The sequence below is a fragment of the Aliivibrio sp. S3MY1 genome (assembly GCF_028765575.1).
Taxonomy (GTDB): domain Bacteria; phylum Pseudomonadota; class Gammaproteobacteria; order Enterobacterales; family Vibrionaceae; genus Aliivibrio.
The window spans coordinates 18,639-42,941 of sequence record NZ_JARACO010000016.1 but is presented as its reverse complement, the minus strand read 5'-3'; the positions used below and the strand labels follow the sequence as shown (position 1 = coordinate 42,941).

Here is a 24,303-nt window from a genome sequence, read left to right as displayed (position 1 = left end):
ATTAGATACTCTTAATATAAAAAGCCTGCAAATTAAGCAGGCTTTGTTTTTCATTTTATATTCGCGTGATTGATATTAGAGCAATTACTGCTTATAAGTATGTAAGAAGCGCTCTAGACGACCAATTGCCGTTTCTAAATCGTCAACACGAGGCAGTGTTACGATGCGGAAGTGATCGGGTTTTGGCCAGTTAAAGCCAGTACCTTGAACTAACAGTACTTTTTCTTTGATTAAGAAATCTAGAACAAACTTCTGATCATCTTTAATCTTGTACATCTTAGGATCAAGTTTAGGGAACAAGTACATTGCCCCTTTTGGTTTCACACAACTTACGCCAGGGATTTGAGTGATTAAGTCATACGCTTTATCACGTTGCTCTAACAAACGACCACCCGGAAGCAGAAGCTCATTAATGCTTTGATAACCACCTAGCGCAGTTTGAATCGCGTGTTGCATTGGCACGTTGGCACACAAACGCATTGAAGCCAGCATATCTAAACCAGCAATATAGCCTTGAGCGTGATCTTTAGGACCATTCAAGAACATCCAGCCACCACGGAAACCACACACACGGTACGCTTTTGATAGACCGTTAAACGTCACCGTTAAAAGATCAGGTGCCAGTGTTGCTAATGTTGTATGAACAGCACCGTCATAAAGTACTTTGTCATAAATTTCATCAGCAAAGATGATTAGGTTATTTTGACGCGCAATCTCAACGACTTGTAGTAAGAAATCACGACTATACACCGCACCCGTTGGGTTATTCGGGTTGATTAGTACAATACCTTTAGTATTAGGGGTGATCTTCTTTTTAATGTCATCAAGATCTGGATACCAATCTGCACCTTCATCACATAGATAATGAACGGGTTTACCACCAGAAAGAGCCACTGATGCCGTCCATAATGGATAGTCAGGTGCAGGCACTAGCATTTCGTCACCATTATTCAATAATGCCTGCATTGCCATTACGATAAGCTCTGAAGCCCCATTACCGATGTAGACATCTTCTACATCTAAATCCAATAGACCACGACGTTGATAATGCTGAACTACCGCTTTACGAGCAGAGTAGATACCTTTTGAATCACAGTAACCTTGCGACGTTGGCAGGTTTTTAATCACATCAACTAGGATTTCATCAGGGGCGTCAAAGCCAAATGGGGCGGGATTCCCAATGTTTAGTTTAAGAATTTTGTGACCTTCTTCTTCCATTCTTTTAGCATGTTTAAGAACTGGACCGCGGATGTCGTAGCATACACTGCTAAGTTTTGATGACATTCCAATATTTTGCATGGTGAAACCCTGATGAAAAAAATACGTTATAGAATCAAATTACACTATTTCTAGGGGACTGAGAAACAATTTTTAGAAAATAATCACGCAAAATTCGCATCGGCAATATTTACTACTGATAAAGAGACTTTTTCCATTTATGTTGGAAATGAACCGTGTTGGCTAATATCTGTGCAATAAAGGGACGTTCATATTGTTTTAGATTTACATAAATAAGCAAAATTTGATAATAGTTTTATTTTTTAGACATACAATTGATGTGAATTATTTTTTATTTTCAAACCTTTTGCTAGAATAACTAATTCATACAAGGAAATAGCAAGCAATTCCGCTTGTGCAATACGGTTGCCATGATGGCTGAAAACGATCAAGAGAGGTTAATTTGTCCACTTTTCAAAATGCCATTGAATCGATTCGTCATCAAATTATGCAGGCAACGACATCCCATACTATTTGCCTTGAATTGGATTGGTCTATTGGTGACCAACTGATTGACTGGCTAGAAGCTCAGCCGGTATACCCTAAGTTTTATTGGCAGTCTCGAGATAGCCAAGAAGAAGTCGCGGTTGTGGGGCAAGTGAAGACTTTTACTGACCCAAGTGCTGCACAAAAAGTGTTAGCACCGCAGCAACGTATCTGGGGGGGACGCTCTTTTGATGGCCGCACCGAACGTAATCGACGTTGTATGTCGTCTTTTTTCTTTTTACCGCAAGTAGAAATCAGCCGTTTAGCCTCCTCTTGGCAGATCATGGTGAATCTATCAGACGATAATTCTCGCCTGCTATCTACACTAGGTAAACTTGTCGAGCATTTTTCGTCATTATCAGAATTACATTGTCGAGTGACTCAACGCATTAACACGCCAGAAAAAGCCGATTGGACCAATATGGTCAATAAAGCGTTGATCGCTATTTCAAACAAGCAGTTTGAGAAAGTGGTTCTTGCGCGTAAAACGACATTAACGCTTGATCAAGACTTATCGTCTGCTCAATTTTTAAAATCGAGTCGTAAAGCTAACAGCCATAGCTTTCATTTTATGATGGCGTTAGATAGTGAACACTGTTTTATTGGTTCAACACCAGAGCGTTTGTATGTACGTAATGGTTATGCTTTAAAAACAGAGGCTTTAGCAGGAACCATTGGCCGTGGTCATGATGAAGAAGAAGATAACCAACTCGCTTCTTGGCTTATTGCAGATAAGAAAAATCAATATGAAAACCGTCTTGTCGTCGATGATATTATCAATCGCTTATCTAAATTTAGCTTATCAATGACGGTAGCGGAAAGCTCAGAACTCGTGAAGTTACGTAAAGTTCAACACTTGAAACGTCCAATTTCAGCTGAAATAAATTCAGATTGCAATGATTCACAATTATTAGATAATTTACAACCAACCGCAGCCATTGCAGGTTTACCTCGTATGTCGGCGTTGGATTTTATTATCGACAATGAACCGTTTGCCCGTGGTTGGTATAGTGGCGCTATCGGTTTTTTAAGTCAGCAGCGTAGCGAATTTTGTGTCGCTATTCGTAGCGCATTAGTTATGGGTAATAAATTGCACCTATTTGCAGGGGCAGGGATTGTACCTGGCTCTGAACCAAGCAGTGAATGGGAAGAGTTAGACAAAAAAACCTCAACTCTGTGTACCTTATTAGAATCGGATCCTACCGTGAATGTAGAGATCAAGGAGTCGCAAGTCGCATGATGCAACCAGAGCAGCAAGTAATGTTAAACCAAGTTTGGGCTGAGTTAATTATTGAAGAGTTAGTTCGAAATGGAGTGAAGCATGTTTGTATTGCTCCGGGATCGCGCTCAACGCCATTAACGCTTGCGGCTTCAGAGCATCAACATTTATCGATCCATACTCATTTTGATGAGCGGGGCTTGGGTTTTCTTGCTCTTGGTATTGCTAAAGCATCAAAAGAATCCGTTGCGGTGATAGTGACATCAGGAACGGCAGTTGCTAATTTGTTGCCTGCGGTTGCTGAATCAGGGTTAACCAAAGAGAAGTTAATATTGCTTACAGCAGATCGTCCCATTGAATTGATTAACTGTGGTGCAAATCAAGCGATTAATCAGCAAGGCATATTCTCATCTCATGTTTGTCACTCTCTTCTACTGCCATCCCCAAGCATTAATATTTCAGCCCAGTGGTTATTAAGTCGATTAGATCAAGCTTGCTTTGCTCAGCAAGAGCAGGGTGGAGCTATTCATATTAACTGTCCTTTTCCAGAGCCATTTTATGGCAACAAAGATAATGATCTTGTGCGAGATTATCTTGTGCCTATTCAAGAATGGAAAGACGCATTCTCAACCTATATTCAACAATCTCGTTATTCTTCAGTTGTGACCGTATCACCTCAATGGATGAAAACAGCCCAGAAGAAAGGCATTGTGATTATCGGTAACGTTACGTTAGAAGAGGCGCAAATCGCAGCGAAATTAGCGCAAGAATTAGGATGGCCAGTGTTGGCTGATCCACAATCAGGTTATTACTCATCATGGGCGCATTACGATTTATGGTTACAGAATACAGCCTGTATTGAATTACTTGCCGATATTGAGTGTGTACTTCAGTTTGGTGCACGTCTCGTGTCTAAACGCTTAAGTGCATGGCTAGATAAATATCAACAAGATTACTACTTGGTTGACCCACACTTTGAACTACTTGATGCCCGTTGCCATTCTCATGTTCGCTATCGTGCAGATATTACAGCATGGTGCCAGACTCATACTGAAAGCTTAACCGAGCGAGATTGCTTCTTTGATCACGCACCTTCTCTATTGTGGAGTGAGTCTTTAAAGGTGGCCTCTCTTAATGCATTGGCATTGGCTCGCTCTATGGCATGCCACAGCGAAACACTATCAGAATTAAGCTTTGCGCTTACCATAGGCCAGAAGGCTGAATCGTGTGATTGGTTTATAGGTAATAGCTTAATTGTGCGCTTGTTAGATATGGTTGGAGAGCTAAATCAACAACACTGCTATACCAATCGTGGTGCTTCAGGCATTGATGGATTAATCGCAACCGCGGTGGGTGTTCAACGAGCAAATCAAAATCCATTATTGACTATAGTCGGAGACACATCTCTGCTTTATGACTTGAATTCATTAGCATTACTAAAGCAAGCGACTCAACCTGTCGTTATCGTGGTCATCAATAATGATGGTGGGGGTATTTTTGATTTACTGCCTGTTGATGAAAAGAAAAAAGATGATTTCTACCGTATGCCTCATCAGCTAGAGTTTAGTCATGCCGCTGCGATGTTTGGTTTGGCCTATCATAGGCCTGAAACATTAAGTTGTGCGATGTCGATAATTAATGAGGGTCTACAGCAGGGGGTTCATTTAGTGGAAATTAACACCCCCGCAGGGCAAGCCGGTGAAGAATTAACGCGTTTATTCCAAACAATCCAACATGCCACTTTATTCTAAATGCATTGAGCCTAAAGAAAATACCGCACAACCTTGCGTGGTATTTTTACACGGACTATTAGGCTCAATAGGTGATTGGGAAAAAATAGCGTCAGCGATCGTGAAAACTCATCCGGTGTTATTAATCGATCTTCCTGGTCATGGTCATAGTCGCTTAATTAATGTGTCAGAAAGTCATGGTTTTGATCAAACTTGTCGCTTGATAGTCGAGCAACTTGAAAGCAGCCCTTATCAAGAATTTATTTTTGTGGGTTACTCTTTAGGTGCCCGAATAGCCATGTACCTAAATGCTTGCTTTAAATTACCAGAAAATATTGTGTTACGTGGCCTGTGTATTGAAGGTGGTAATTTAGGGTTGCCTTGCGCAAAAGAGAAACAAGCTCGATTAAAAAACGATATAGCTTGGGCTGAGCGATTTGAACAACAACCGATTGTCGATGTTTTAGACACTTGGTATCAACAACCGGTATTTTCTTCACTAAATCCTGAGCAAAGACAAGATTTAGTGGTAAAAAGAAGTGATAATCTTGGTAAGTCAATTGGGATGATGTTGAGAGCTACCTCACTGGCTAAGCAACCATATTTGCTTGAAGCCTTACATCGTAGCACCATTCCTATGCTTTATATTTGCGGCGAAGCAGATAACAAATTTCAATACTTGGCTGAGCAAAGTCAATTAACGTATCAAATCATTGCTCAGGCAGGGCATAACGTACATGTGGAACAGCCCGAACGCTTTACACATGTACTTAATACATTCTTACAACAATGGAAATAAAACCCATGGCAAGAACTGTTGGCATTTCAGAACAAGAACTTTATGCTCCAGTAGATTGGACAGATTGCACTGCGCAATACGAAGACATTCAATATCATAAATCAGCAGATGGCATTGCGAAAATCACTATTGCACGTCCGCAAGTACGTAACGCTTTCCGACCTGGTACGGTTAAAGAGATGATTGATGCGCTAGCTGATGCTCGTTATGACGAGAAAGTTGGCGTTATTATTCTTACCGGTTTAGGCGAAGATGCATTCTGTTCAGGTGGTGATCAGAAGATCCGTGGTGATTACGGCGGCTACCGTGATGACAGTGGCACCCACCACTTAAATGTCTTGGATTTCCAACGTCAAATTCGTACGTGTCCAAAACCAGTTATCGCAGCTGTTGCAGGCTACGCTGTTGGTGGTGGTCATGTTCTGCATATGATGTGTGACTTAACTATTGCCGCAGAGAACGCGCAATTTGGTCAAACAGGCCCTAAAGTGGGTTCTTTTGATGGCGGTTGGGGGGCATCTTACATGGCTCGTATCGTTGGTCAGAAAAAAGCGCGTGAAATTTGGTTTTTATGTCGTTTCTATGACGCAAAAGAAGCATTGGACATGGGCCTAGTAAACACGGTTGTTCCTGTTGCTGATTTAGAAAAAGAAACGGTTCGTTGGTGTCGTGAAACACTGCAACACAGCCCAATGGCATTACGTTGCCTTAAAGCGGCATTAAATGCGGACTGTGATGGTCAAGCGGGTCTTCAAGAGTTAGCGGGTAACGCAACCATGATGTTCTACATGACAGAAGAAGGTCAAGAAGGTCGTAACGCCTTTAATGAAAAGCGTCGTCCTGATTTCGATAAATTCCCTCGTAATCCGTAAACATTTATCACTGATTTGATTTAAGTATTAGAGGCTCTTTATGAGTCTCTTTTTTCTTTTTATTGGTTGGAGTAACAAATGAAAGCAGCCAAAATATATCAATACCAACTCCCTATGGACAGTGGAGTTATTCTTCGTGAACAACGTCTTCAACAACGAGATGGCTTGATCATTGAATTACGTGATGGAGCGCACTGCGGTAAAGGAGAGGTTGCCCCTCTGCCTGAGTTTAGTCAAGAGACACTAGAGCAAGCGCGAGAAGATTTATTATCACTGGCGCAAGCGTGGCTCAATGGTGAAGCGCTGGATCTTGATGCGAATTGCCCATCAGTAGCCTTTGGCTTTAGCATGGCATTGCTAGAGCTTGAAGGCGGCTTACCGCAAGAAGGTAATTACCAAGCGGCACCATTATGCTCAGGTGATCCTGATGATTTAGTGGTTAAGCTTAATGAGATGAGTGGCAAAAAAATCGCGAAAATTAAAGTCGGTTTATATGAAGCGATCCGTGATGGAATGGTTGCGAATATGTTCTTAGAGCTTATTCCTGATCTCTCTTTACGTCTTGATGCTAACCGTAACTGGACGCCAAAAAAAGCGGAGCAATTTGCTAATTACGTTAGTCCACAATTTCGCTCTCGTATCGAATTCTTAGAAGAGCCTTGCCATACACCAGAAGAGAGCTTGGCATTCTCACAAGCAACAGGTATTGCCATTGCTTGGGACGAAACCGTGCGTGATGATGGTTTTGAAATAACAGCTCAAGAAGGCGTAAAAGCGATTGTGATCAAACCAACCATGATTGGCTCAATTGAGAAGTGCTTGGTCCTTGTTGAAGCTGCGCATAAACTAGGTATGCAGGCGGTGATTAGCTCAAGCTTGGAGTCAAGTCTTGCATTAACACAGTTAGCGCGATTGGCCGCATGGAAAACACCAGACACAATTCCAGGTTTAGATACTATTGATCTTTTTAAAATGCAATTAGATACGCCATGGCCTAATTGTCAGTTACCACTGAATACATTATCAGAGCTTAAAATCGTATGGGAAAACTAATTTCTCCACTTTTTACGACTTGGCCTTGGGCAAAGTGGGGTGAAGATCGTGAAATGGAAATTGCTCTTCGTGATGGCAACAATGTATGGACTTGGGGCGAAGTATCAAATCAAGTAAATCAATACGCTAACGGTCTTATTCAACAAGGCGTTAAGCGTGATGACGTTGTTGTTAGTGTTGCTAAAAGTGGCATTGAGCTCATTTGGTTGCAGTTAGCGTGTATTCGTATAGGTGCGCGTTTTTCAGCGATTAATCCAAAGACGCCGAGGGCTCAACTTCATCAGTTAGTAACGAATATTTCAGCGCAACATATGTGGTTTGGTGAAGGACAAGAGAGTATTTCTGGGACTTGGCACCATCTGCAATTAATCAACGCTGAATACGGAGTGATTGCTGCGACATGGCAACCAAATCGATTAGCGACCTTGACCTTTACCTCAGGTTCTACTGGGTTACCAAAAGCCGTTGCACACAGTATAAATAACCATTTGTATTCAGCTGCTGGCTTACTAAGTACAATGGAATTTGATAATTGCGATTCATGGTTATTATCTTTGCCTTTATTCCATGTATCAGGTTTAGCGATTGTATGGCGTTGGTTATTAACGGGCGCAACAATTGTGATGCCAACTAAAGAAGGCTTATTAAATGATTTATGTGGTGTCACTCACGCCTCATTAGTTCCAACTCAGTTGCAGCGAATTTTAGATAGCGGTGATGTCTCACGCCTAGCATTAAAACGTGTGTTACTTGGTGGGGCTGTTATTCCAACAGAATTGACTAATGCAGCTAAAGATAATGGCATTGAATGTTGGCTAGGTTATGGCATGACGGAGATGGCTTCGACGGTAACCGCAAAACTGGCAGATGGTCAATCAGGGGTCGGTAATGTGCTGCATTATCGTGAATTGCGTATTGAAAAAGGTGAAGTACTTGTTCGCGGTGAGTGCCTAGCTTTAGGATACTATCGTTCATCTGGCATCATAAATATGACTAATGAAGAGGGTTGGTATCAAAGTAACGATCTTGGTCATGTTATTGGTGCGGAGCTTCATATTCAGGGCCGAGCTGACAATATGTTTATTTCCGGTGGTGAAAACATTCATCCTGAAAAAATTGAATTGGCTTTGTTAGCGCATGATGCGATTGAGAAAGTGATTGTTATTGATGTGGCAGATGACGAATTTGGCCAACGACCTGTTGCCGTTATCAAAATGACACAACCGATTAGCCATGACGAACTGCACTCCTTCTTAAAAGAGAAATTAACTCAGTTTGAATGTCCAATTCGCTATGAAACTATGCCTGAACACTTACTTGGAACCAGCCTTAAAATTTCACGTCCACAAGTAAAAGAGTGGGTTGACTCACTGCCAATCACCGCGTAATTGAATTACTTTTTCACGCATTACGCTTGATGCTGCTAGATGTGGTGGTACGGGTTCTCCGGCTACCACTTCTATTTTTGACCAACAGCGGCTTGGTCGTTTTAATATCGCCCTCCCACCATGACGACTAAAGAAACTGCCCCATAAACCACGCAGTGCCATTGGAATTACAGGTACGGGGGAGCGTTTCAGTATGATGTATATTCCTCGTAAAAATGGCCCCACGTCACCATCGTGAGTTAATACCCCTTCTGGAAAAATTAAGACGATTTCACCGTTAGATAACGCTTCTTCAACATCAAAAAAGGCACGACGAATAGAACCACTTTTTGCTGCATTAATAGGAATGACTTTGGTTAGACGGAAGAAGTAGTTAACTAAAGGTAATTCAGCGTATTCCTCTTCCATTACAAAACGGATTGGACGAGGGCAGGCACCACTTAAAATAAAAGCATCCATATAAGTGATGTGATTACAGACTAATAAAGCGCCGCCTTCTTCAGGTAAGTTCTGTAAACCTTGGTGTTTAACTCGATATAATGTATGCGTGAGCACCCATAATAAAAAACGAATGACAAAAACAGGCACTTTATAGAATAAAAAGAGTGCGACAACGCCATTTAATGTGGCTAGCAGGATGAAAAACTGAGGAATAGAAAGCTCTAAAACAGACAAACACACCATCCCTAGAATGGCGCTAGCAACCATAAATAATGCATTATAAATATTATTAGCGGCAATGATTTGTGAACGATGTTTAGCTTCAGGACGCTTTTGAATCAATGTGTATAAGGGAACAATAAATAAACCACCGAAGATCCCTAAAAAGAATAAATTAATAAAAACAGGCCATAAATCAGGGTGAAGTAGGATAGCGGTGAAGCCTGTAACATCAATGGGTGATGTTGGTGTATATAACGCAAGGTTTAAGCCAAAGAGAGTAATGCCTAAGCACCCTAAAGGAATAATACCAAGTTCGATTCTGTGTTTGGATAATAGATCACAACCAAGTGAACCCATTGCAATTCCAATAGAAAATAGAGCTAATAAAACGGTTACCGTAATCGCATTATCATTGAGATGTAAATGCGTAAAGTTTGGGAATTGTGTTAAATAGCTTGCTCCAAGAAACCAAAACCAGCTGATCCCCATAATAGAAAGAAATACCGTACGATCTTGTTTGGCAATACGAAATGTTTGCCTTGTTTGCTTGATTGGTTGCCATTTAAAACCTAAATCTGGTGCAACCGCTTCTGCATAAGGAATGGAACGACTGGCGAGATACCCTAATACCGCAAATAGAACAACAGCTCCTGCTGCGATGTATTCTGAATATTCTTGTGATGCGATAAAACCTGCAGTAATAGTCCCGAATAAAATAGCCAGAAAAGTACCAGTTTCAACCAAGGCATTACCAGAAACGAGTTCTTCGTCTTTTAGTTGTTGAGGAAGAAGGGCGTATTTAACCGGACCAAAAAAGGCAGATTGTGTTCCCATTAAAAACAAAAGGATCAGCAGTAAAGTGTAATTTTGAAGAATAAAAGCAAGGGCACCAAACAGCATAATGATGATTTCAGCTAGCTTTACTTTTCTAATGAACGCTGATTTTTCATATTTATCAGCAAGGATCCCCGCGGGGGCAGAAAAAAGAAAGAAAGGGAGAATAAATAAACCAGCAGCAAGGTTAATAAATAAATTGGAAGAGATGGGTAAGCTATCAACACTGGAAAAAGCGACAAATAATAGTAGGGTATTCTTATAAATATTGTCGTTAAATGCACCTAAAGATTGAGTTAAGAAGTAAGGTAAAAAACGACGTTGAGTTAAGAGTTTGGCTTGCTTCGCCATGAAAAATCCCTTTAATTATAAAGCGAGTGTTGCTTCCACTGATTAATATAATTCAATAGTAGATTATCAATGAGCAGATGACCATCAATAGGTGTTGATGAAAACAGTAAATCATCTAAGCTTAATAATGTAATACCGTGAACACTGGCCCAAATAACGCGGCTACTTTGTTCTATCTCACTCTGTTCTTTAATTGGATTAATGGTTTTAATTATCTCTTCAAGAACGCCCATCATTTGGCTTATACGGTGCTCTTGCCAATCAGGTAAGGCCTCACCATTCATATTATGTTGAAACACCAAACGCCAGCGATTAGGGTGCTGCTGGGCAAAGTCATAATAACAGTAAGCAATGGTTTTTAGTGCTTCTTCAGGGATCGCGCTATTTTCTAATCCTTGATTTATTTGCAGCATGATTTCATCTAGCGTTTGGGCGATAGAGCTCAGAAGCAATAAATTATAGCTACCAAAAATATTCACTAATGTACTAGGCACATAGCCAATGCTTTTTGCTAGTTTTCTTAAACTGAGTTCGTGATGACTATGCTCGCCAAGGAATACTTTGACATTATCTAATGCCATATCGCGTATTTCCTGATGAGTATGGTCGTTTCTACGCGCCATATAACCTTGATCTATAAAATTATGTACAATGTTCTTAATTTTAGATGTATCTACCGATTCTTCAAGTAAGAGTTTTATCAATTAGGACGTAAAGCACAGTGTTGGGAATAAAATAGAGGGCTTTTAACACTCTGAAACATCCTGATCAATTTTAAAGCTCCCAATATGAAGCAATGCAGGCTATTATCAGTTTAAATTATTTTAATACAGTAAAGGAACAGACAATGAAACGTCTTTTATCTATTGCTGCCCTAATGTTTGTTTTTGTTCTTTCTGCGCCTCATGCAGAAGCAAAGAAATTTGGTGGTGGTAAATCATTTGGCAAAAGTTTTAAAACGGCGCCTGCGCCAAAACAGAATCAACAAAACACCAATACCATTGGTAAGCAAGATACAGCTAAAGGCGCATCAAGCAAAAAAGGCTTAATGGGCGGATTACTTGGTGGCCTTCTTATGGGTGGCCTTTTAGCATCAATCTTTGCTGGCGGCGGTTTTGAAGGTATCCAGTTTATGGATATTCTAATTATGGCTGGTGTGGCATTTGTCCTATTTAAGCTTTTCCGTATGTTTATGGCATCAAAGGCCAGCAGTATAAATCAGAGGCAAGGGGCAGCATACGCAGGCCCACAAGCATCTCATGATGAGAAACCAAGCTTCCGTGATAACCAGCAATACTTCCAAGGTGATCAAGCACAGCCACAGCCACAAGCAACAGGCGGTTTTGGTGCACCTGCAGCTGATGAGATCCCGCATAACTACCCACCGGGTTTTGATCTGCAAGGTTTCATCAATGGTTCTCGTGAGCACTACCGTATTTTACAAGGTGCATGGAACCATAACCAACTTGAAACGATTCAAGAGTATGTATCAATTAGCTTATATAATGATCTAGTAAAAGAGCGTGCAAACCTTGAAGGTGAGCAACACACAGACGTTATGTTTGTTGATGCTGAAGTCGTTCGTGCTGATCATAATGAAAATAACGCACAGCTTAGCCTGCAGTTCTCTGGTCGCTACCGTGATTCAGTGGAAGGTGTTGAAGAAGAAATTACAGACATCTGGCACTTGGAGCGTGACCTTACGCAACCAAATGCACCGTGGTTAATTATTGGTATTCAAGCTTAACTGTCTAAATACATAATAAGTTGATTAAAAAATATCCTCATAGCGAGTAATCCTATGGGGATTTTTTATAGGTGTGATCTAGCTCTGTTTTAATCTTCTAAAGACAGTCTATGCTGAATTCAGTTAATAAATAAGAGAGATATATTATGCCATTTAATAAAGACATCGTTGAAGAAATGAACCTTCTCAAGCAATTCCCACTAGAAAGCACTCAAGCGGGTTTAAAAGTACATTCTGACGCAGCACCCGAAGCAATCGAAGCAATGAAGCGTCTATTCACGAAAGGATTGGTAACACAGGAAGATGGTGGTTATTTAACAAACCACGGTATTGAAACAGCAGAGCAAGTACAAAACGTAATTCGCGTATTATCGTAATCGAATGCTGTTGTAAAAAATTATAGCGTCATTGACTCAAGCTCAGTGATGGTTTGAATAGCTTGTTCTGGGGTTGACCCACATACGTCAGGGCAAGCTTTAAATTGATGACATACCTTTGGGCGTTCTGCCTTACCAAATAACTTACACAAGTTCTCATCGTTTAATTGTACACAGCGAACACCAGCTGGCTTCCCATCAGGCATTCCAGGAATAAATGACGTAATACTTGGGGCTATACAGCAAGCACCGCAATATAATCTACATTCCATAACATTATCTCATTGCATCAATTAAAGGATGCGCAAAATAGCACTCTTCCCCTTTCAGGTCAAAAGAACTCCGGATTCTTAGTCAGTGATAAGTAAACCACTTGCACTTTTAGCTCAAGATGGGTATAAAACCGCCTCTTCCCATAACGAGTGTAAAGTAATGACAGAGCAATTTTGGCAACAAAAAAAATTAGAAGAAATGACAGAGCAAGAGTGGGAATCTCTTTGTGACGGCTGTGGTAAGTGCTGTCTACACAAGTTAATGGATGAAGATACTGATGAGGTTTACTACACTAACGTGGCATGTAGCTGGTTAAACAGCAAAACATGTTCGTGTAAAGATTACGCTAAGCGTTTTACGTCGGGTGAAAACTGCCTAAAACTAAGCCGTGAAAACATCGCTGAATTTAACTGGTTACCAGTGACGTGTGCATATCGTCTATTGGCAGAAAGCAAAGACATCCCTGAATGGCACCCACTGATCACAGGGTCTAAATCAGCAATGCATGCTGCTGGCGAAAGCGTAAGAAACAAAGTGGTTTACGCGATTGATGTGAAAAACTGGGAAGACCATATTACAAATCACCCTCATAGAAACTAATGACCAACAAACCAAAAACACAAAAGCCTGATCGTAAAACTGCGATGCTAAATATCATTGAATTAGTGAAAGCGGATTTTCCATTTGATGCGCCTGAAGCTCAAATATGCGGTGATACGTGTGTAGGTTGTCCACGCAAGTTAATTGAATTGGTGGAAGGTGAATTATTGTATTGGGAGTCTTACGTTCAACGCGGAGAAACCCCTAATTTTTCAGAGATCGAAAGTTTTGCCAAGCTGTGCAAAAACGTTCGCCGTGGCTTAGTTAGAAATGGAATTTTAGAGCCACTACCAAGATAACTTAGGTTTAAAAAAATTTAAAAATTACCCGCTATTGTTAAATCGATAGCTGGGTAATCTCCCGCCATAAATATTCTTCTTTTTCTTTTTCTCTTTATTGTTGTTGCACAGAATAGTTGTGTTTCTATGTGTAAACGAATTGTTGTCTGTTTTTAGACATTAAAGCTTGAGGCTCTCTGCTCATCTTAATACAATTTAACAGTACATTATAAAAACATATTATAAAAACCAGCCAGCCAACGATAAGATAATAATTATGAAATTAGAAGCAATTGATTACACTGCTGAGAATGCAGCCGAGCTGTTTGTTAAGTCACTGCGTGAGACCGGATTTGGCGTATTAAAAAATCACCCAATTCAACAAGAGCTTGTACAAAGTATTTATGACAATTGGTATCACTTCTTTAACAGTGAAGAGAAAGAGAACTTCCAGTTTAATGTAGAAACTCAAGATGGATTTTTCCCTGCATCGGTATCAGAAGTCGCAAAAGGGCACACCAAAAAAGACATTAAAGAGTACTACCATTATTACCCAACAGGCCAATGTCCTGCCCAATTGAAAGCTCAAATTCAAGAGTATTATGATAACGCTAATGTACTTGCCAGTGAGCTGTTATCTTGGGTAGAAATGCACTCACCAGAAGATGTCTCTGCATTGTACTCTCAATCACTGTCTAGCATGGTAGAGCAAAGTGATAAAACATTGCTTCGTGTTCTGCATTACCCACCGTTAGAGGGCGATGAGGAGCTTGGGGCTATCCGAGCTGGTGCGCATGAAGACATTAACTTATTAACAGTACTTCCTGCAGCGAATGAGCCAGGTTTGCAAGTTAAAACGAAAGAAGGTGACTGGTTAGATGTACCTTGTGATTTTGGTAACCTAATCATTAATATTGGTGATATGTTGCAAGAAGCATCTGGGGGATATTACCCATCAACAACACATCGAGTGATTAATCCAGAAGGTGCAGATAAAACCAAATCTCGCATATCTTTGCCGCTGTTTTTACATCCAAAACCTGAAGTTGTATTGTCTGAACGTTATACTGCTAATAGTTACTTAATGGAACGCTTACGTGAACTAGGTGTTATTTAAAGTAGAACTAAATAGGTAGAGAGTGGTTCTCTACCTATTTTCGTTAGTAAGAAAAAGCAGTGTTATTTATTTTGGATTGCAATCGTTGGAGGAGTAATTGCATCTTTTCTAAATTCCTGCATTACTCGTAATGTAATATCGGTTTCAAATAATTTTTCAAATTTAATATCCACTACATAGGCTTTACAGGTTAATTGAATAGCTAGATAGTTATCGGTTATCGTTTGTTTAACTAAGACCACTACAGGCTTTGGTAAGTGGATATAACGACTTGAAGATGCCGCTTCTTGGATAATATCACGAGCTTTATTAATGTCTTGGTCCATTCCTATATAGAAAGGAATAACAACCTGCATATCAAGTCCGCCATAGTTTCCACTTACTACTACGTCATTTAAAAATTTATTGTTAGGTATTGTAATAATATCATCATTAAGAGTTTGCATTCGTACCGAGCGTAAACCAATGGCAATGATATCCCCATAATGCCCTTCAAACGTAACTCGATCTCCAACTTGGAATGGTCGGTCGATCATGACGGTCAAACCCGCGATAAATGAGGCGGTAAGATCTTTTAATGCAAAACCCACAGAAACTGCGATTGTACCCCCGATCAGTGCGAGTACACGCTCATCAACTCTGAAACTGAGCATGAATACGGCAACAGCTGTCGACATGTAAATGAAAAATTGAAAGAAGGATTGCAACTTTTGCATTAACATACGACGTTGTGCAAATTGACTACTTACGCCATCAACAATGGACTGAATAAAGCGTAGAAATAGCCATGCGCCGACAATAATAAAGAAGGAGAAAACAACGCCACTCCAACGGATTAAGCTAGTAAATTGTTGTAAATTATCGATAGATTGAGGATCTTCTGCAAATGCAAAGCTACCTGAAAATAGAGATAAACAAAGTATGAATAAACGAATCATATTATTTTACCAATAGATGTTGACGGTGAAGAGCGTTAGTAATATGGCGATACCAGTGGTCAGAGATGCGTGCTTTTTCATCATTCCACTCAATATAACCACGACTTTGAAAGTAGCGTAATGTACTGATGACTTCAGCAATGCTGAGTCGGCTACAATCACAAAGATCGATAGGCGAAGCAACTTCAAGCTGTACAATTGAACGCAGTACAGCAAGCATAGGCTTTGGCATCGTTTCTAGATCATCAGAATGAGGAGCTCTGAATAAACGAACTAATATAGTATCAGTTTCCTTATCTTTGTATAAAGAAAGTCTAAAGAAACGTAATGCAACAGTAGGGTTACCATCTGAATAGTCCCACAAAATACGATAGAACCCATTCTTAGCTCGTTCTTCATCAGTTAAGGTATCTTCATCCCATTGCTTTGGAAGAACTAATCCATCAAAGGAAATTGAGCTATCTCCATTTTTTTCAATGATACGAGAATCTAAGAGCTGACCAATTTGTTTTTCATTCCACTTGGGCATAAAGGCAACAAGGTCAAATAATAGTCGCTCACCACGGGCACGATCGATAAAACGCCAGCTTGATTTATCAATAGATAAGACGACGCGATGACTTTTTCTCGCACGTCTAAGTAAATTTGTTAGCTTCATTAAATCAACTAATCCATTCACTTTTGGTTTTACTAATCGTTGCGTATTATCAAATGCAATTAGATAGCATTGTTCGCTGTTTCTAAGATGCTGTAGGATATCCCTCTCTGTTGCTCCTTCCTCTAACCCTAATAATTGTGCAAGTTCAGGTAATAGTGCAGTGTAGCCATCATAAGGGCAGTTTATATATAGTGGTATTACGTTTTTTGCTTTATTTAAAATACGATTCAATACGGTTGTTGTACCAATACCTCGCTCGCCAGATAATACACATACAGCAGGGCTATCTGTTAATAAGTAACGTGATAATGAAGCGATTTCTTCTTCCGCATATTCTTCAAGTAGCTCTGATTCCTCTGAGCCAGGAGCAATATAATTAAATACATTTTCTCCTTTTATGCGGACGAGATTTGATTGCTCACGTGATATTTCTGTTTGTTTTGCTACTTCTATTCTAAAGAGATAGGCAAGCACGTGACTAAAGGCGGCATATTGAGAAAGCATAGAAATTACTTGATGCTGAATTGTTCGACCAAGTAACCATGCAGAGCCGCATGCAGTAGCTGCAATAGACATCAATATTGTATTCTTATTTCTAATTGCCCATTGAACTGATAATGGATGCGTTTCTAATTGCTCTATGCGATTAAATACGGTGTTATTCCATCGCTTTAGTGTAATCACTGTCAGTAAGACAAAAAATAGATAAACAACAGAGTTAATCCAAGCATAAATAGTTCCTTCACCTAATGTTCTTGATGAAATTTGTAAAACTACTCCAGCCACAATTATCCCCCAAACGTATCGGCGAATGGTTGATAGTCTTAAAGCGATAATGTCTTTTTTATTATGTTTACTGTTTCTATAAGCAAATTCCAAAATGAAACTAACAGCAATAGAGCCTCCAAGTATCCACCAAGTAAATATCTCTAGAAAGATTAAATGTTGCAAACTCGGTAGTGTTGAAATAATACGTAATGTTGCAGTAATTAATAATAAATAGGCGATTGCTTTATGTGCGCGACTACAATACCAAACAGTACGTACTAATAAACTAGGGTTTGAGGTACTTTTTAGTTTTGATGTTTTAAAGTCATTAATTAGTCGGTCACTGTTTCGCATCCACCAATTAAAAACAAAGAAAATACTTAATACTTTGAGCAGGACACTGATCACAGGCACTGGTGATATAGCAAGGTCATTAAGTAATTGCTTAAAGCTACGAATTTGATAATAGGTGTAGTATCTAATATTAAGTTTAGTGATCTTCAATTCGGCATAAAATTGAGTTACACCTCGAGGACCAAAGCCTGTTAATTGATCTCTATTTCTTGTCTCTGTTAGGTGCAGAAGTGCTTCTTTACTCGAATTTAAAGAAGTTAATGAACGATAGTTTTTTTCAACATTAGTCCATGCATCATCTGTGGCATTATCTTGATAATTTGATAATGAATCTTCTAATACTTGAGCTTGTTTCTTTTGTTCTAACAAAGTACGAGACATTAGTCTTTTGACTTGTCCGTAATCTTGGTTTGAAAAGAAATGTTGTTCTGGAAGCTGTTTAATATCTGTTGCGATATTTTCAGCAGAGTCAGATATAGATACTGAGTTATTAGCATGGGCTCCCCACTCAGCTAATAGAGATGATGAGTAGAGTAGTACTAGCACTAAAAGAAAACGATTAACAATATTATTCATAGGTAAAAAAAGGTCTCAATAGATAAAATTTACAATGAGTATGTATAAGTGGAAATTCGTTGATTGATTAGAAATGTGATCTTTGCTGCAATTTATAGTTTTTTTCTAAGAAAACATTAAATAGGAATTAAATTACGTATATTTATGTGCATTTCTGGTAATTAATTTCACTATACGGTTGTGCTTATTATGACATAAAAATATTAGTCTCTGTGATCAAGATTTGCATTAACCGCTCACTCTGTAATATCGATAATATGTTGGTTAATTTGTTTTTCTATAATGAAGCGATAGAATAAATGGAGATAAAGGATATGGAGTATCGAATTGTTGGTATTACCAGTGAACATGATAATGATATCTGCTACATCATTAAGAGCGTAGGTGTTGAGTTTGGTGCGATAGGGGAAGGTTTTGGCCCATCGGATGATGAAGTCTTGGAGATGAGTAAATACTATAATCCGGCATTTAAAAGTAAATACCTTACTTTATTGCTCGATGGTCGAGTTGTTGGTGGTTGTGGTTTAGCTCCATTTAACGGCAGTGAGACTGTGTGTGAGCTGCGTAAACTATTTCTATTACCTGAAGCGCGAGGCAGGGGCTTTGGTAAAACTATTGCAGGTAAAGTGCTTAAATGTGCTAGGGAGTTTGGTTATTCGCAGTGTTATTTAGATACGCTCTCAAGTATGAAATCTGCAATTAGCTTATATGATGATCTTGGCTTTGAGCGATTAGCGCAACCTCTTGATGGTGCGGTTCATAATGGTTGTGATGTATGGATGCTTAAAACGTTTAAATAAACATAGGTAGAATAAACCCAATATTCACTTCTCGGTTATTGACTACGATTGGGATTACACCTTCTTTGAGGCTTATGAAGGTCATTGATTTAAGATGAGATAATACGGCGGATACAAAAAAGCCCCAGCATTTCTGCTAGGGCTTAGAATGTGGTGGAGGGATAGGGATTTGAACCCTAGAACCGCTATTAACGGTTGCCGGTTTTCAAGACCGGTGCTTTCGACCACTCAGCCATCCCTCCGATGCGGTGAATAATAGGCGTAACCCTTCTTCTTGTAAAGGATTCTTTTTGATAAAAACACCGTTTGCTCTAAATTCGATCATATCGATGAAAGTTAGAGCAAGTTTGGAGGTGATTACTGTTTATTTTAATACTGGGTGTGCATTAATTGTTTGTTTTGGTGCATTATTTCCTTGGTTCAGAGATTCAAATTGAACTCATAGCTCAGCAGAAATAGGGATAGGATTTGAATTCTAGAGTGAGTTGTTTAATGAAATTTATAGGGATCTCATATTCGACAGATACAAAAAAGCCTCGTCATTTCTGACAAGGCTTCGTTGATGTTGGCGGAGCGGACGGGACTTTCTATTTCACCTTGAGATCAGCACGTCCCCCGGCGTGTCAGGCCGCTAAGCTCTCCAATAAAAAGTCTAATCTGACATCACTATCATTAATGATCTCTTTGCTCTTACTGGTTAAAATCTTTTTTATCTGTGTTAGAAATTTTGTAGTTAGGCCCACTAGCTTCTGCAATTTCTGCCTTGATATAAAAGATTTTTCCTGCGTAATAGCCTAAAGAAATAATTAATGGCAGTGATGTGAACTAGCGATCCAATTTTTAAACCCCAGATTCTATCTGAATGTTTAAAAGTGGTGGAGGGATAGGATTTGAATTCTAGAGTTAGTCGCTTCATGAAATTTATAGGGATCTCATATTCGACAGATACAAAAAAGCCTCGTCATTTCTGACAAGGCTTCGTTGATGTTGGCGGAGCGGACGGGACTCGAACCCGCGACCCCCGGCGTGACAGGCCGGTATTCTAACCAACTGAACTACCGCTCCAATTTTTAAAACCCAGACTCTATCTGAATTTTGAAAAGTGGTGGAGGGATAGGGATTTGAACCCTAGAACCGCTATTAACGGTTGCCGGTTTTCAAGACCGGTGCTTTCGACCACTCAGCCATCCCTCCAATGCCGAGCATAATAGGCCGAACAGGTTTCATTGTAAAGCATTAATTTTAAAATAGATTCTGTTTGATTTAATTTTAAACAATGCGGGGGCATTTAAAGCAATGTTGAAGGTTTAGTTATTGAAGTTAACTTAAACGAGATAAATATAGGTCGGGAATAATGGGGATCTATTTAGATATGATCAATCGATTCGTTGAGATAGATTGGAAAAGTGTAAGAGAAATTCAGGTTTTATCTTTATTTAAAAAATGTTGGGAGGATATAGGGGGTATGTTAAGGCTCATATTCGACAGATACAAAAAAGCCTCGTCATTTCTGACAAGGCTTCGTTGATGTTGGCGGAGCGGACGGGACTCGAACCCGCGACCCCCGGCGTGACAGGCCGGTATTCTAACCAACTGAACTACCGCTCCAATTTTTAAAACTCAGACTCTATCTGAATTTTGAAAAGTGGTGGAGGGATAGGGATTTGAACCCTAGAACCGCTATTAACGGTTGCCGGTTTTCAAGACCGGTGCTTTCGACCACTCAGCCATCCCTCCAATGCCGAGCATAATAGTAATATCCTTACTTCTTGTAAAGGATAAAATTAAAAAAAATGACTGACTGCGGCATTTTTATGCATTATGCTTTATTTTTAACTGATTAAGTTCTTTTTCTATTTAAAATAGTGAGTATTTAGATGTTGTTTTCTAAATTGTAGATATAAAAAATCCCTTTATCGGAAAGGGATTTTTTATTATTTATTTATTTTTTAGGGTGATAAAACCGTTTTAGCTCTGAGATGCCTTGCATCAGTAAAGAGAGTTTCGGTTTTTCATCCGTCAAACGATTATAGTCTTCATCGTAGACTTTATAATTGCCAAACGTATCAATAACGACAGTGTTTGTATCTGTTATTAAGGCAATATTTTTTCTGTCGCCCGCTAATAACCAATTACGTTCATTATCTTGAGTTAATAAATTTAAACCACTACTGTAGCTTTTTGGTGATGTTGTTGTTTTTAAAAACGACTCCATCAATGTTGGTGCTAAATCTAAGTGACTTGAACGAGTCATAATTAATTCAGGCTCAACTTCTGGCCAATGAATTAACATAGGTACACGAAGTTGGTATTTACTGAAGTTAGTACTTGAACCCCAGCTATTAGTATTGGTTTCATCAAATTCCATACCGTGATTTGATGTGATAACAATAATGGTTTTTTCCCAGTCAGGCGATTGCTTTAATGCGCTCAATACAGTTTGAAGCTGCTGATCGGTTTTTCTAACGGCTTTACGATAGTTAATCTCAAAAGCACTTTGATCTGAGTGTTTTGTTGATATTGGACTCGTTGCATCATATTCAGAGACAGAGGTCAGTTCTAAATAACTAAACCATGGGTTGCCAGATGTCTGTGCCTTGAACCAATCACGCCATTGAGAAATGGCTTTGCTATCAGACATTTTCTCTTTAGATTCGCCGATCTCGCCTTTAGTAAAGATGATTTGCTTATACAATGACGAAGTAAAATTATCACCGCTAAATAAACCAAATTGGTAATCACGATTATGTAATTCAGCTAAAATAGGAGATTCAATATCTGAATTTCTAAAATTATCAACGTAACTCCCTGGAAGGCCATAGAACAGGCCAAATAGGCTTGTTGAATTATTACTTGCGCTATAATGATTGTTGTAATTTACGTTGTTCTGCGCGAAGCGGGTTAGATTGGGGGTATCTGTATGATTTAATGTATCAGCACGAAGACTATCGATCATGATGATTTGTAAATTATACCCCGTTTGTTTTGCTTTAAATTTAATCGGTTCTAACGGGTAACGCATTGCTTCTTGAGCTCCGCCAGTACCTTCTTCTTGAATTTGTTTTGCTAGCGCTTCACGGTCAATAAACCCATGCTTTTCTAAAAATGAGCGAGCGGTCATTGGATAAGATAATGGGAAGGTGGCACGTTGAGCGGTTACTGGTCCATAAGCTGAAGCATCAGCCCATGTATGAATTAAGTGACTACCAATGAATGCGACAGCAAAGGTGATCGCAAAAGGGCGACCAACATGTTTATGTGCAAGTTTGCGTAATTTATTCCATACCCATTCAGATAGAGAGAGTTGAAGTAGGAAAATTACGGGGATCAGAACGAACAAATATTGCCATTGGGTGTTTAAATTTGATTTATCGTTGTTCAACAGCATATCCCAAACTAGTGGGGTAATATGCAGGTGAAGGGTTTGATAAGCGTAAGTATCTAGCAGCAGCAAGGTCATACCTGCAGTTGCTATGATCACACTTAAGATACGCATTAAGCGTTGAGATGGCGTAATAAAGGTAAGCGGGAAGAGTACAAGAATGTAAAACCCAAAGACCAAGAAGCCAAAATGACCTATCCAGTTTAACACTAGATAGGTCTGACCAAGTAGCGTTTCAGGCCATGGAGATTGCGATATATAACGCGTGCCAATAAGCATTGCAGCAACGATATTGAAGAAGCTAAACCAGTGACCCCAAGTAATTAACGTAGAGACTTTGTCGCTGTAGGTATTCCCGCTATCAACCATGGTAATTGAATTCTCGCTCTTAGTGAGTTTTTGGTGTATCTAATGAGCTAAATAGTGCTTGAGCAAATTTCTCAGCAATAATTTTACGCTGCTCTGCTGGCACTTCTTGGTTTAGTACATTAGTAGCAATGTTACCAACCAACATTAGAGATAGATCAGCAGGTGCACGATGTTTATCTAGTACATCGACCATTTCTGTTAACATTTGTTCAATTTGTTTGTTGCTGTATTTCGAAGTAGTAATAGCCATAAGTCTTTTCAGTTAATGATAGTGAAAGCGGCTTATGATAACCTACTATGCACGTCAACTAAAAACCTTTTCTATTATGAGTTTAACCCTTTCAAACGTAATTTTACATAAATTAGTAAAAAATGAGCAAGATGAACTCGAAGTTTGTCTACGAAATCAAACTCTTGAGAACGAAGAGTTCACTGAAGCTCTAGTTTCTGAGCTACATCGTGTCTTTAACTCTAAAGCAGGCAAAGGCTTTGGTGTATTTAAGACTGAAAGTGAGTTCGGGCATTGGTTAGGTACCGTTCGTAAGAATGAAATGCCATTTTTAGAGTTCAGTAATAAATCGGCAGAGAAATTAAAATCAGAGCTGATTAAATACCCATTTGCTGAAGAAGGTATTTTAGTTATCGCTGAATATCGTTCACTAGCAACAGAATATTTGTTTGTCGCTGTCTTACCATCAAACGAGAGTATGAAGGTCACGGAACAACTAGACATTAGTTCTACGGATCACCTTGATATCGCGAAAATGGATATTGCAGCGCGTATTGATTTATCAACGTGGGAAACTAATGCGGATTCTAATCGTTATTTGACGTTCATTAAAGGACGTGTTGGGCGTAAAGTTTCTGATTTCTTCCTAGATTTTTTACAAGCTGATGTAGGTATGGATACTAAGGTTCAAAACCAAGTATTAATGCAAGCGGTTGAAGATTTCTGTACTGACGAACGTTTAGAAAAAGAAGAAAAACAGCAATATCGTAAAAGTGTATATGATTATTGTAATGGTCAACTTCAAGCGGGTGAAGAGTTAACCATCAAAGAGTTATCTGGTGAATTGCCAGTATCTGGATCAGGTTCTAATTTTTACCAGTTTGCTGAAGAGCAAGGTTATGAATTAGAAGAATCTTTCCCTGTTGATCGCACGGCTATGCGCAAGCTTACTAAGTTTGTGGGTGCTGGCGGTGGTTTATCTTTGAATTTTGATGCGATGTTATTGGGTGAGCGTGTTTTCTATGATCCAGAAACAGATACTCTAACAATTAAAGGGACACCACCAAACTTAAAAGATCAATTGACACGACGTCTAGGTTCTTCTGAATCATAATTCTAATTCGTGCTTATATTGCAAAAGTAAAACGGTTGATTTATGCATAT

At 39.4% G+C, this 24,303-nt stretch carries 21 protein-coding genes and 5 tRNA genes; 13 read left to right on the top strand and 13 right to left on the bottom strand.

Features of this window, described 5'->3' with window-relative positions:
• Nucleotides 1-84 precede the first annotated feature (84 nt).
• Entirely contained in the window at nucleotides 85-1,299 is a 1,215-nt protein-coding gene (locus PVK62_RS11640; protein WP_045102459.1) for a pyridoxal phosphate-dependent aminotransferase, read from the bottom strand.
• Nucleotides 1,300-1,681: 382 nt separating this feature from the next.
• Here PVK62_RS11640 and PVK62_RS11635 point away from each other — a divergent pair, with 382 nt between their 5' ends.
• The 6 genes from PVK62_RS11635 to menE all read left to right on the top strand — a co-directional run bounded on the left by PVK62_RS11635 (nucleotide 1,682) and on the right by menE (nucleotide 8,825).
• Nucleotides 1,682-3,004, top strand: a complete 1,323-nt coding sequence (locus tag PVK62_RS11635; RefSeq protein WP_274443848.1) for an isochorismate synthase — start codon at nucleotides 1,682-1,684, stop codon at nucleotides 3,002-3,004.
• The gene (gene menD, locus PVK62_RS11630) at nucleotides 3,001-4,734 is read left to right on the top strand and encodes a 2-succinyl-5-enolpyruvyl-6-hydroxy-3-cyclohexene-1-carboxylic-acid synthase (RefSeq protein ID WP_274443847.1); all 1,734 of its coding nucleotides are present in this window, start codon (nucleotides 3,001-3,003) and stop codon (nucleotides 4,732-4,734) included. The genes PVK62_RS11635 and menD overlap by 4 nt, the downstream gene beginning before the upstream one ends.
• Nucleotides 4,718-5,512, top strand: coding sequence for a 2-succinyl-6-hydroxy-2,4-cyclohexadiene-1-carboxylate synthase (menH, locus tag PVK62_RS11625; protein ID WP_274443846.1), 795 nt, complete (start codon nucleotides 4,718-4,720; stop codon nucleotides 5,510-5,512). The genes menD and menH overlap by 17 nt, the downstream gene beginning before the upstream one ends.
• 5 nt (nucleotides 5,513-5,517) lie before the next feature.
• Entirely contained in the window at nucleotides 5,518-6,384 is an 867-nt protein-coding gene (gene menB, locus PVK62_RS11620; RefSeq protein ID WP_274443845.1) for a 1,4-dihydroxy-2-naphthoyl-CoA synthase, read from the top strand.
• 78 nt (nucleotides 6,385-6,462) lie between these two features.
• Entirely contained in the window at nucleotides 6,463-7,437 is a 975-nt protein-coding gene (gene menC / locus PVK62_RS11615; RefSeq protein ID WP_274443844.1) for an o-succinylbenzoate synthase, read from the top strand.
• A complete protein-coding gene (gene menE / locus PVK62_RS11610) occupies nucleotides 7,425-8,825 on the top strand; it encodes an o-succinylbenzoate--CoA ligase (RefSeq protein ID WP_274443843.1) in 1,401 nt (466 codons plus the stop codon). The genes menC and menE overlap by 13 nt, the downstream gene beginning before the upstream one ends.
• Here the strand turns inward: menE and PVK62_RS11605 are convergent.
• Nucleotides 8,805-10,673, bottom strand: a complete 1,869-nt coding sequence (locus tag PVK62_RS11605) for an MFS transporter (RefSeq protein ID WP_274443842.1) — start codon at nucleotides 10,671-10,673, stop codon at nucleotides 8,805-8,807. The genes menE and PVK62_RS11605 overlap by 21 nt on opposite strands.
• A gap of 11 nt (nucleotides 10,674-10,684) precedes the next feature.
• Complete coding sequence (locus PVK62_RS11600; protein WP_274443841.1) at nucleotides 10,685-11,296, bottom strand: TetR/AcrR family transcriptional regulator; 612 nt, start codon at nucleotides 11,294-11,296, stop codon at nucleotides 10,685-10,687.
• A 224-nt stretch (nucleotides 11,297-11,520) separates the two neighbouring features.
• On the opposite strand from PVK62_RS11600, the gene PVK62_RS11595 reads away from it, so the two are divergent.
• Complete coding sequence (locus PVK62_RS11595; RefSeq protein ID WP_274443840.1) at nucleotides 11,521-12,420, top strand: Tim44 domain-containing protein; 900 nt, start codon at nucleotides 11,521-11,523, stop codon at nucleotides 12,418-12,420.
• Between the two features lie 146 nt (nucleotides 12,421-12,566).
• The gene (locus tag PVK62_RS11590; protein ID WP_274443839.1) at nucleotides 12,567-12,797 is read left to right on the top strand and encodes a TIGR02647 family protein; all 231 of its coding nucleotides are present in this window, start codon (nucleotides 12,567-12,569) and stop codon (nucleotides 12,795-12,797) included.
• Nucleotides 12,798-12,817: 20 nt separating this feature from the next.
• Here the strand turns inward: PVK62_RS11590 and PVK62_RS11585 are convergent, their stop codons facing one another.
• Nucleotides 12,818-13,069 carry a YkgJ family cysteine cluster protein gene (locus PVK62_RS11585; RefSeq protein WP_045102448.1) on the bottom strand — a complete coding sequence of 84 codons (252 nt, stop codon included), beginning with the start codon at nucleotides 13,067-13,069 and terminating at the stop codon, nucleotides 12,818-12,820.
• 160 nt (nucleotides 13,070-13,229) lie between these two features.
• On the opposite strand from PVK62_RS11585, the gene PVK62_RS11580 reads away from it, so the two are divergent.
• The 3 genes from PVK62_RS11580 to PVK62_RS11570 all read left to right on the top strand — a co-directional run bounded on the left by PVK62_RS11580 (nucleotide 13,230) and on the right by PVK62_RS11570 (nucleotide 15,065).
• A complete protein-coding gene (locus tag PVK62_RS11580; RefSeq protein WP_274443906.1) occupies nucleotides 13,230-13,670 on the top strand; it encodes a YcgN family cysteine cluster protein in 441 nt (146 codons plus the stop codon).
• Nucleotides 13,670-13,969 carry a hypothetical protein gene (locus tag PVK62_RS11575; protein ID WP_122033151.1) on the top strand — a complete coding sequence of 100 codons (300 nt, stop codon included), beginning with the start codon at nucleotides 13,670-13,672 and terminating at the stop codon, nucleotides 13,967-13,969. Before PVK62_RS11580 ends, PVK62_RS11575 begins: the two co-directional genes overlap by 1 nt.
• A 256-nt stretch (nucleotides 13,970-14,225) precedes the next feature.
• Nucleotides 14,226-15,065 carry a 2OG-Fe(II) oxygenase family protein gene (locus PVK62_RS11570; RefSeq protein WP_274443838.1) on the top strand — a complete coding sequence of 280 codons (840 nt, stop codon included), beginning with the start codon at nucleotides 14,226-14,228 and terminating at the stop codon, nucleotides 15,063-15,065.
• 62 nt (nucleotides 15,066-15,127) lie between these two features.
• On the opposite strand, the gene PVK62_RS11565 is transcribed toward PVK62_RS11570, so the two are convergent.
• Nucleotides 15,128-16,003, bottom strand: a complete 876-nt coding sequence (locus PVK62_RS11565; protein WP_130086120.1) for a mechanosensitive ion channel family protein — start codon at nucleotides 16,001-16,003, stop codon at nucleotides 15,128-15,130.
• 1 nt (nucleotide 16,004) lies between these two features.
• Nucleotides 16,005-18,359 carry an ATP-binding protein gene (locus tag PVK62_RS11560; protein WP_274443837.1) on the bottom strand — a complete coding sequence of 785 codons (2,355 nt, stop codon included), beginning with the start codon at nucleotides 18,357-18,359 and terminating at the stop codon, nucleotides 16,005-16,007.
• Nucleotides 18,360-18,673: 314 nt separating this feature from the next.
• On the opposite strand from PVK62_RS11560, the gene PVK62_RS11555 reads away from it, so the two are divergent.
• Nucleotides 18,674-19,159, top strand: coding sequence for a GNAT family N-acetyltransferase (locus PVK62_RS11555; RefSeq protein WP_274443836.1), 486 nt, complete (start codon nucleotides 18,674-18,676; stop codon nucleotides 19,157-19,159).
• Between the two features lie 151 nt (nucleotides 19,160-19,310).
• Here PVK62_RS11555 and PVK62_RS11550 read toward each other — a convergent pair.
• The 7 genes from PVK62_RS11550 to PVK62_RS11520 form a co-directional block, all read right to left on the bottom strand.
• A tRNA-Ser gene (locus PVK62_RS11550) sits at nucleotides 19,311-19,401 on the bottom strand.
• A gap of 746 nt (nucleotides 19,402-20,147) precedes the next feature.
• Nucleotides 20,148-20,224, bottom strand: a tRNA-Asp gene (locus tag PVK62_RS11545).
• 38 nt (nucleotides 20,225-20,262) lie between these two features.
• Nucleotides 20,263-20,353, bottom strand: a tRNA-Ser gene (locus tag PVK62_RS11540).
• Nucleotides 20,354-20,690: 337 nt separating this feature from the next.
• Nucleotides 20,691-20,767 (bottom strand) — tRNA-Asp (locus PVK62_RS11535).
• A gap of 38 nt (nucleotides 20,768-20,805) precedes the next feature.
• Nucleotides 20,806-20,896 (bottom strand) — tRNA-Ser (locus PVK62_RS11530).
• 205 nt (nucleotides 20,897-21,101) lie between these two features.
• Nucleotides 21,102-22,910 (bottom strand): DUF3413 domain-containing protein, encoded by a 1,809-nt coding sequence (locus tag PVK62_RS11525; protein ID WP_274443826.1) that lies wholly within the window; start codon nucleotides 22,908-22,910, stop codon nucleotides 21,102-21,104.
• A 19-nt stretch (nucleotides 22,911-22,929) separates the two neighbouring features.
• A complete protein-coding gene (locus tag PVK62_RS11520) occupies nucleotides 22,930-23,160 on the bottom strand; it encodes a YejL family protein (protein WP_274443825.1) in 231 nt (76 codons plus the stop codon).
• Between the two features lie 76 nt (nucleotides 23,161-23,236).
• Between PVK62_RS11520 and yejK the strand changes: the two genes are divergently transcribed.
• A complete protein-coding gene (gene yejK / locus PVK62_RS11515) occupies nucleotides 23,237-24,253 on the top strand; it encodes a nucleoid-associated protein YejK (RefSeq protein ID WP_274443905.1) in 1,017 nt (338 codons plus the stop codon).
• Nucleotides 24,254-24,303 lie beyond the last annotated feature (50 nt).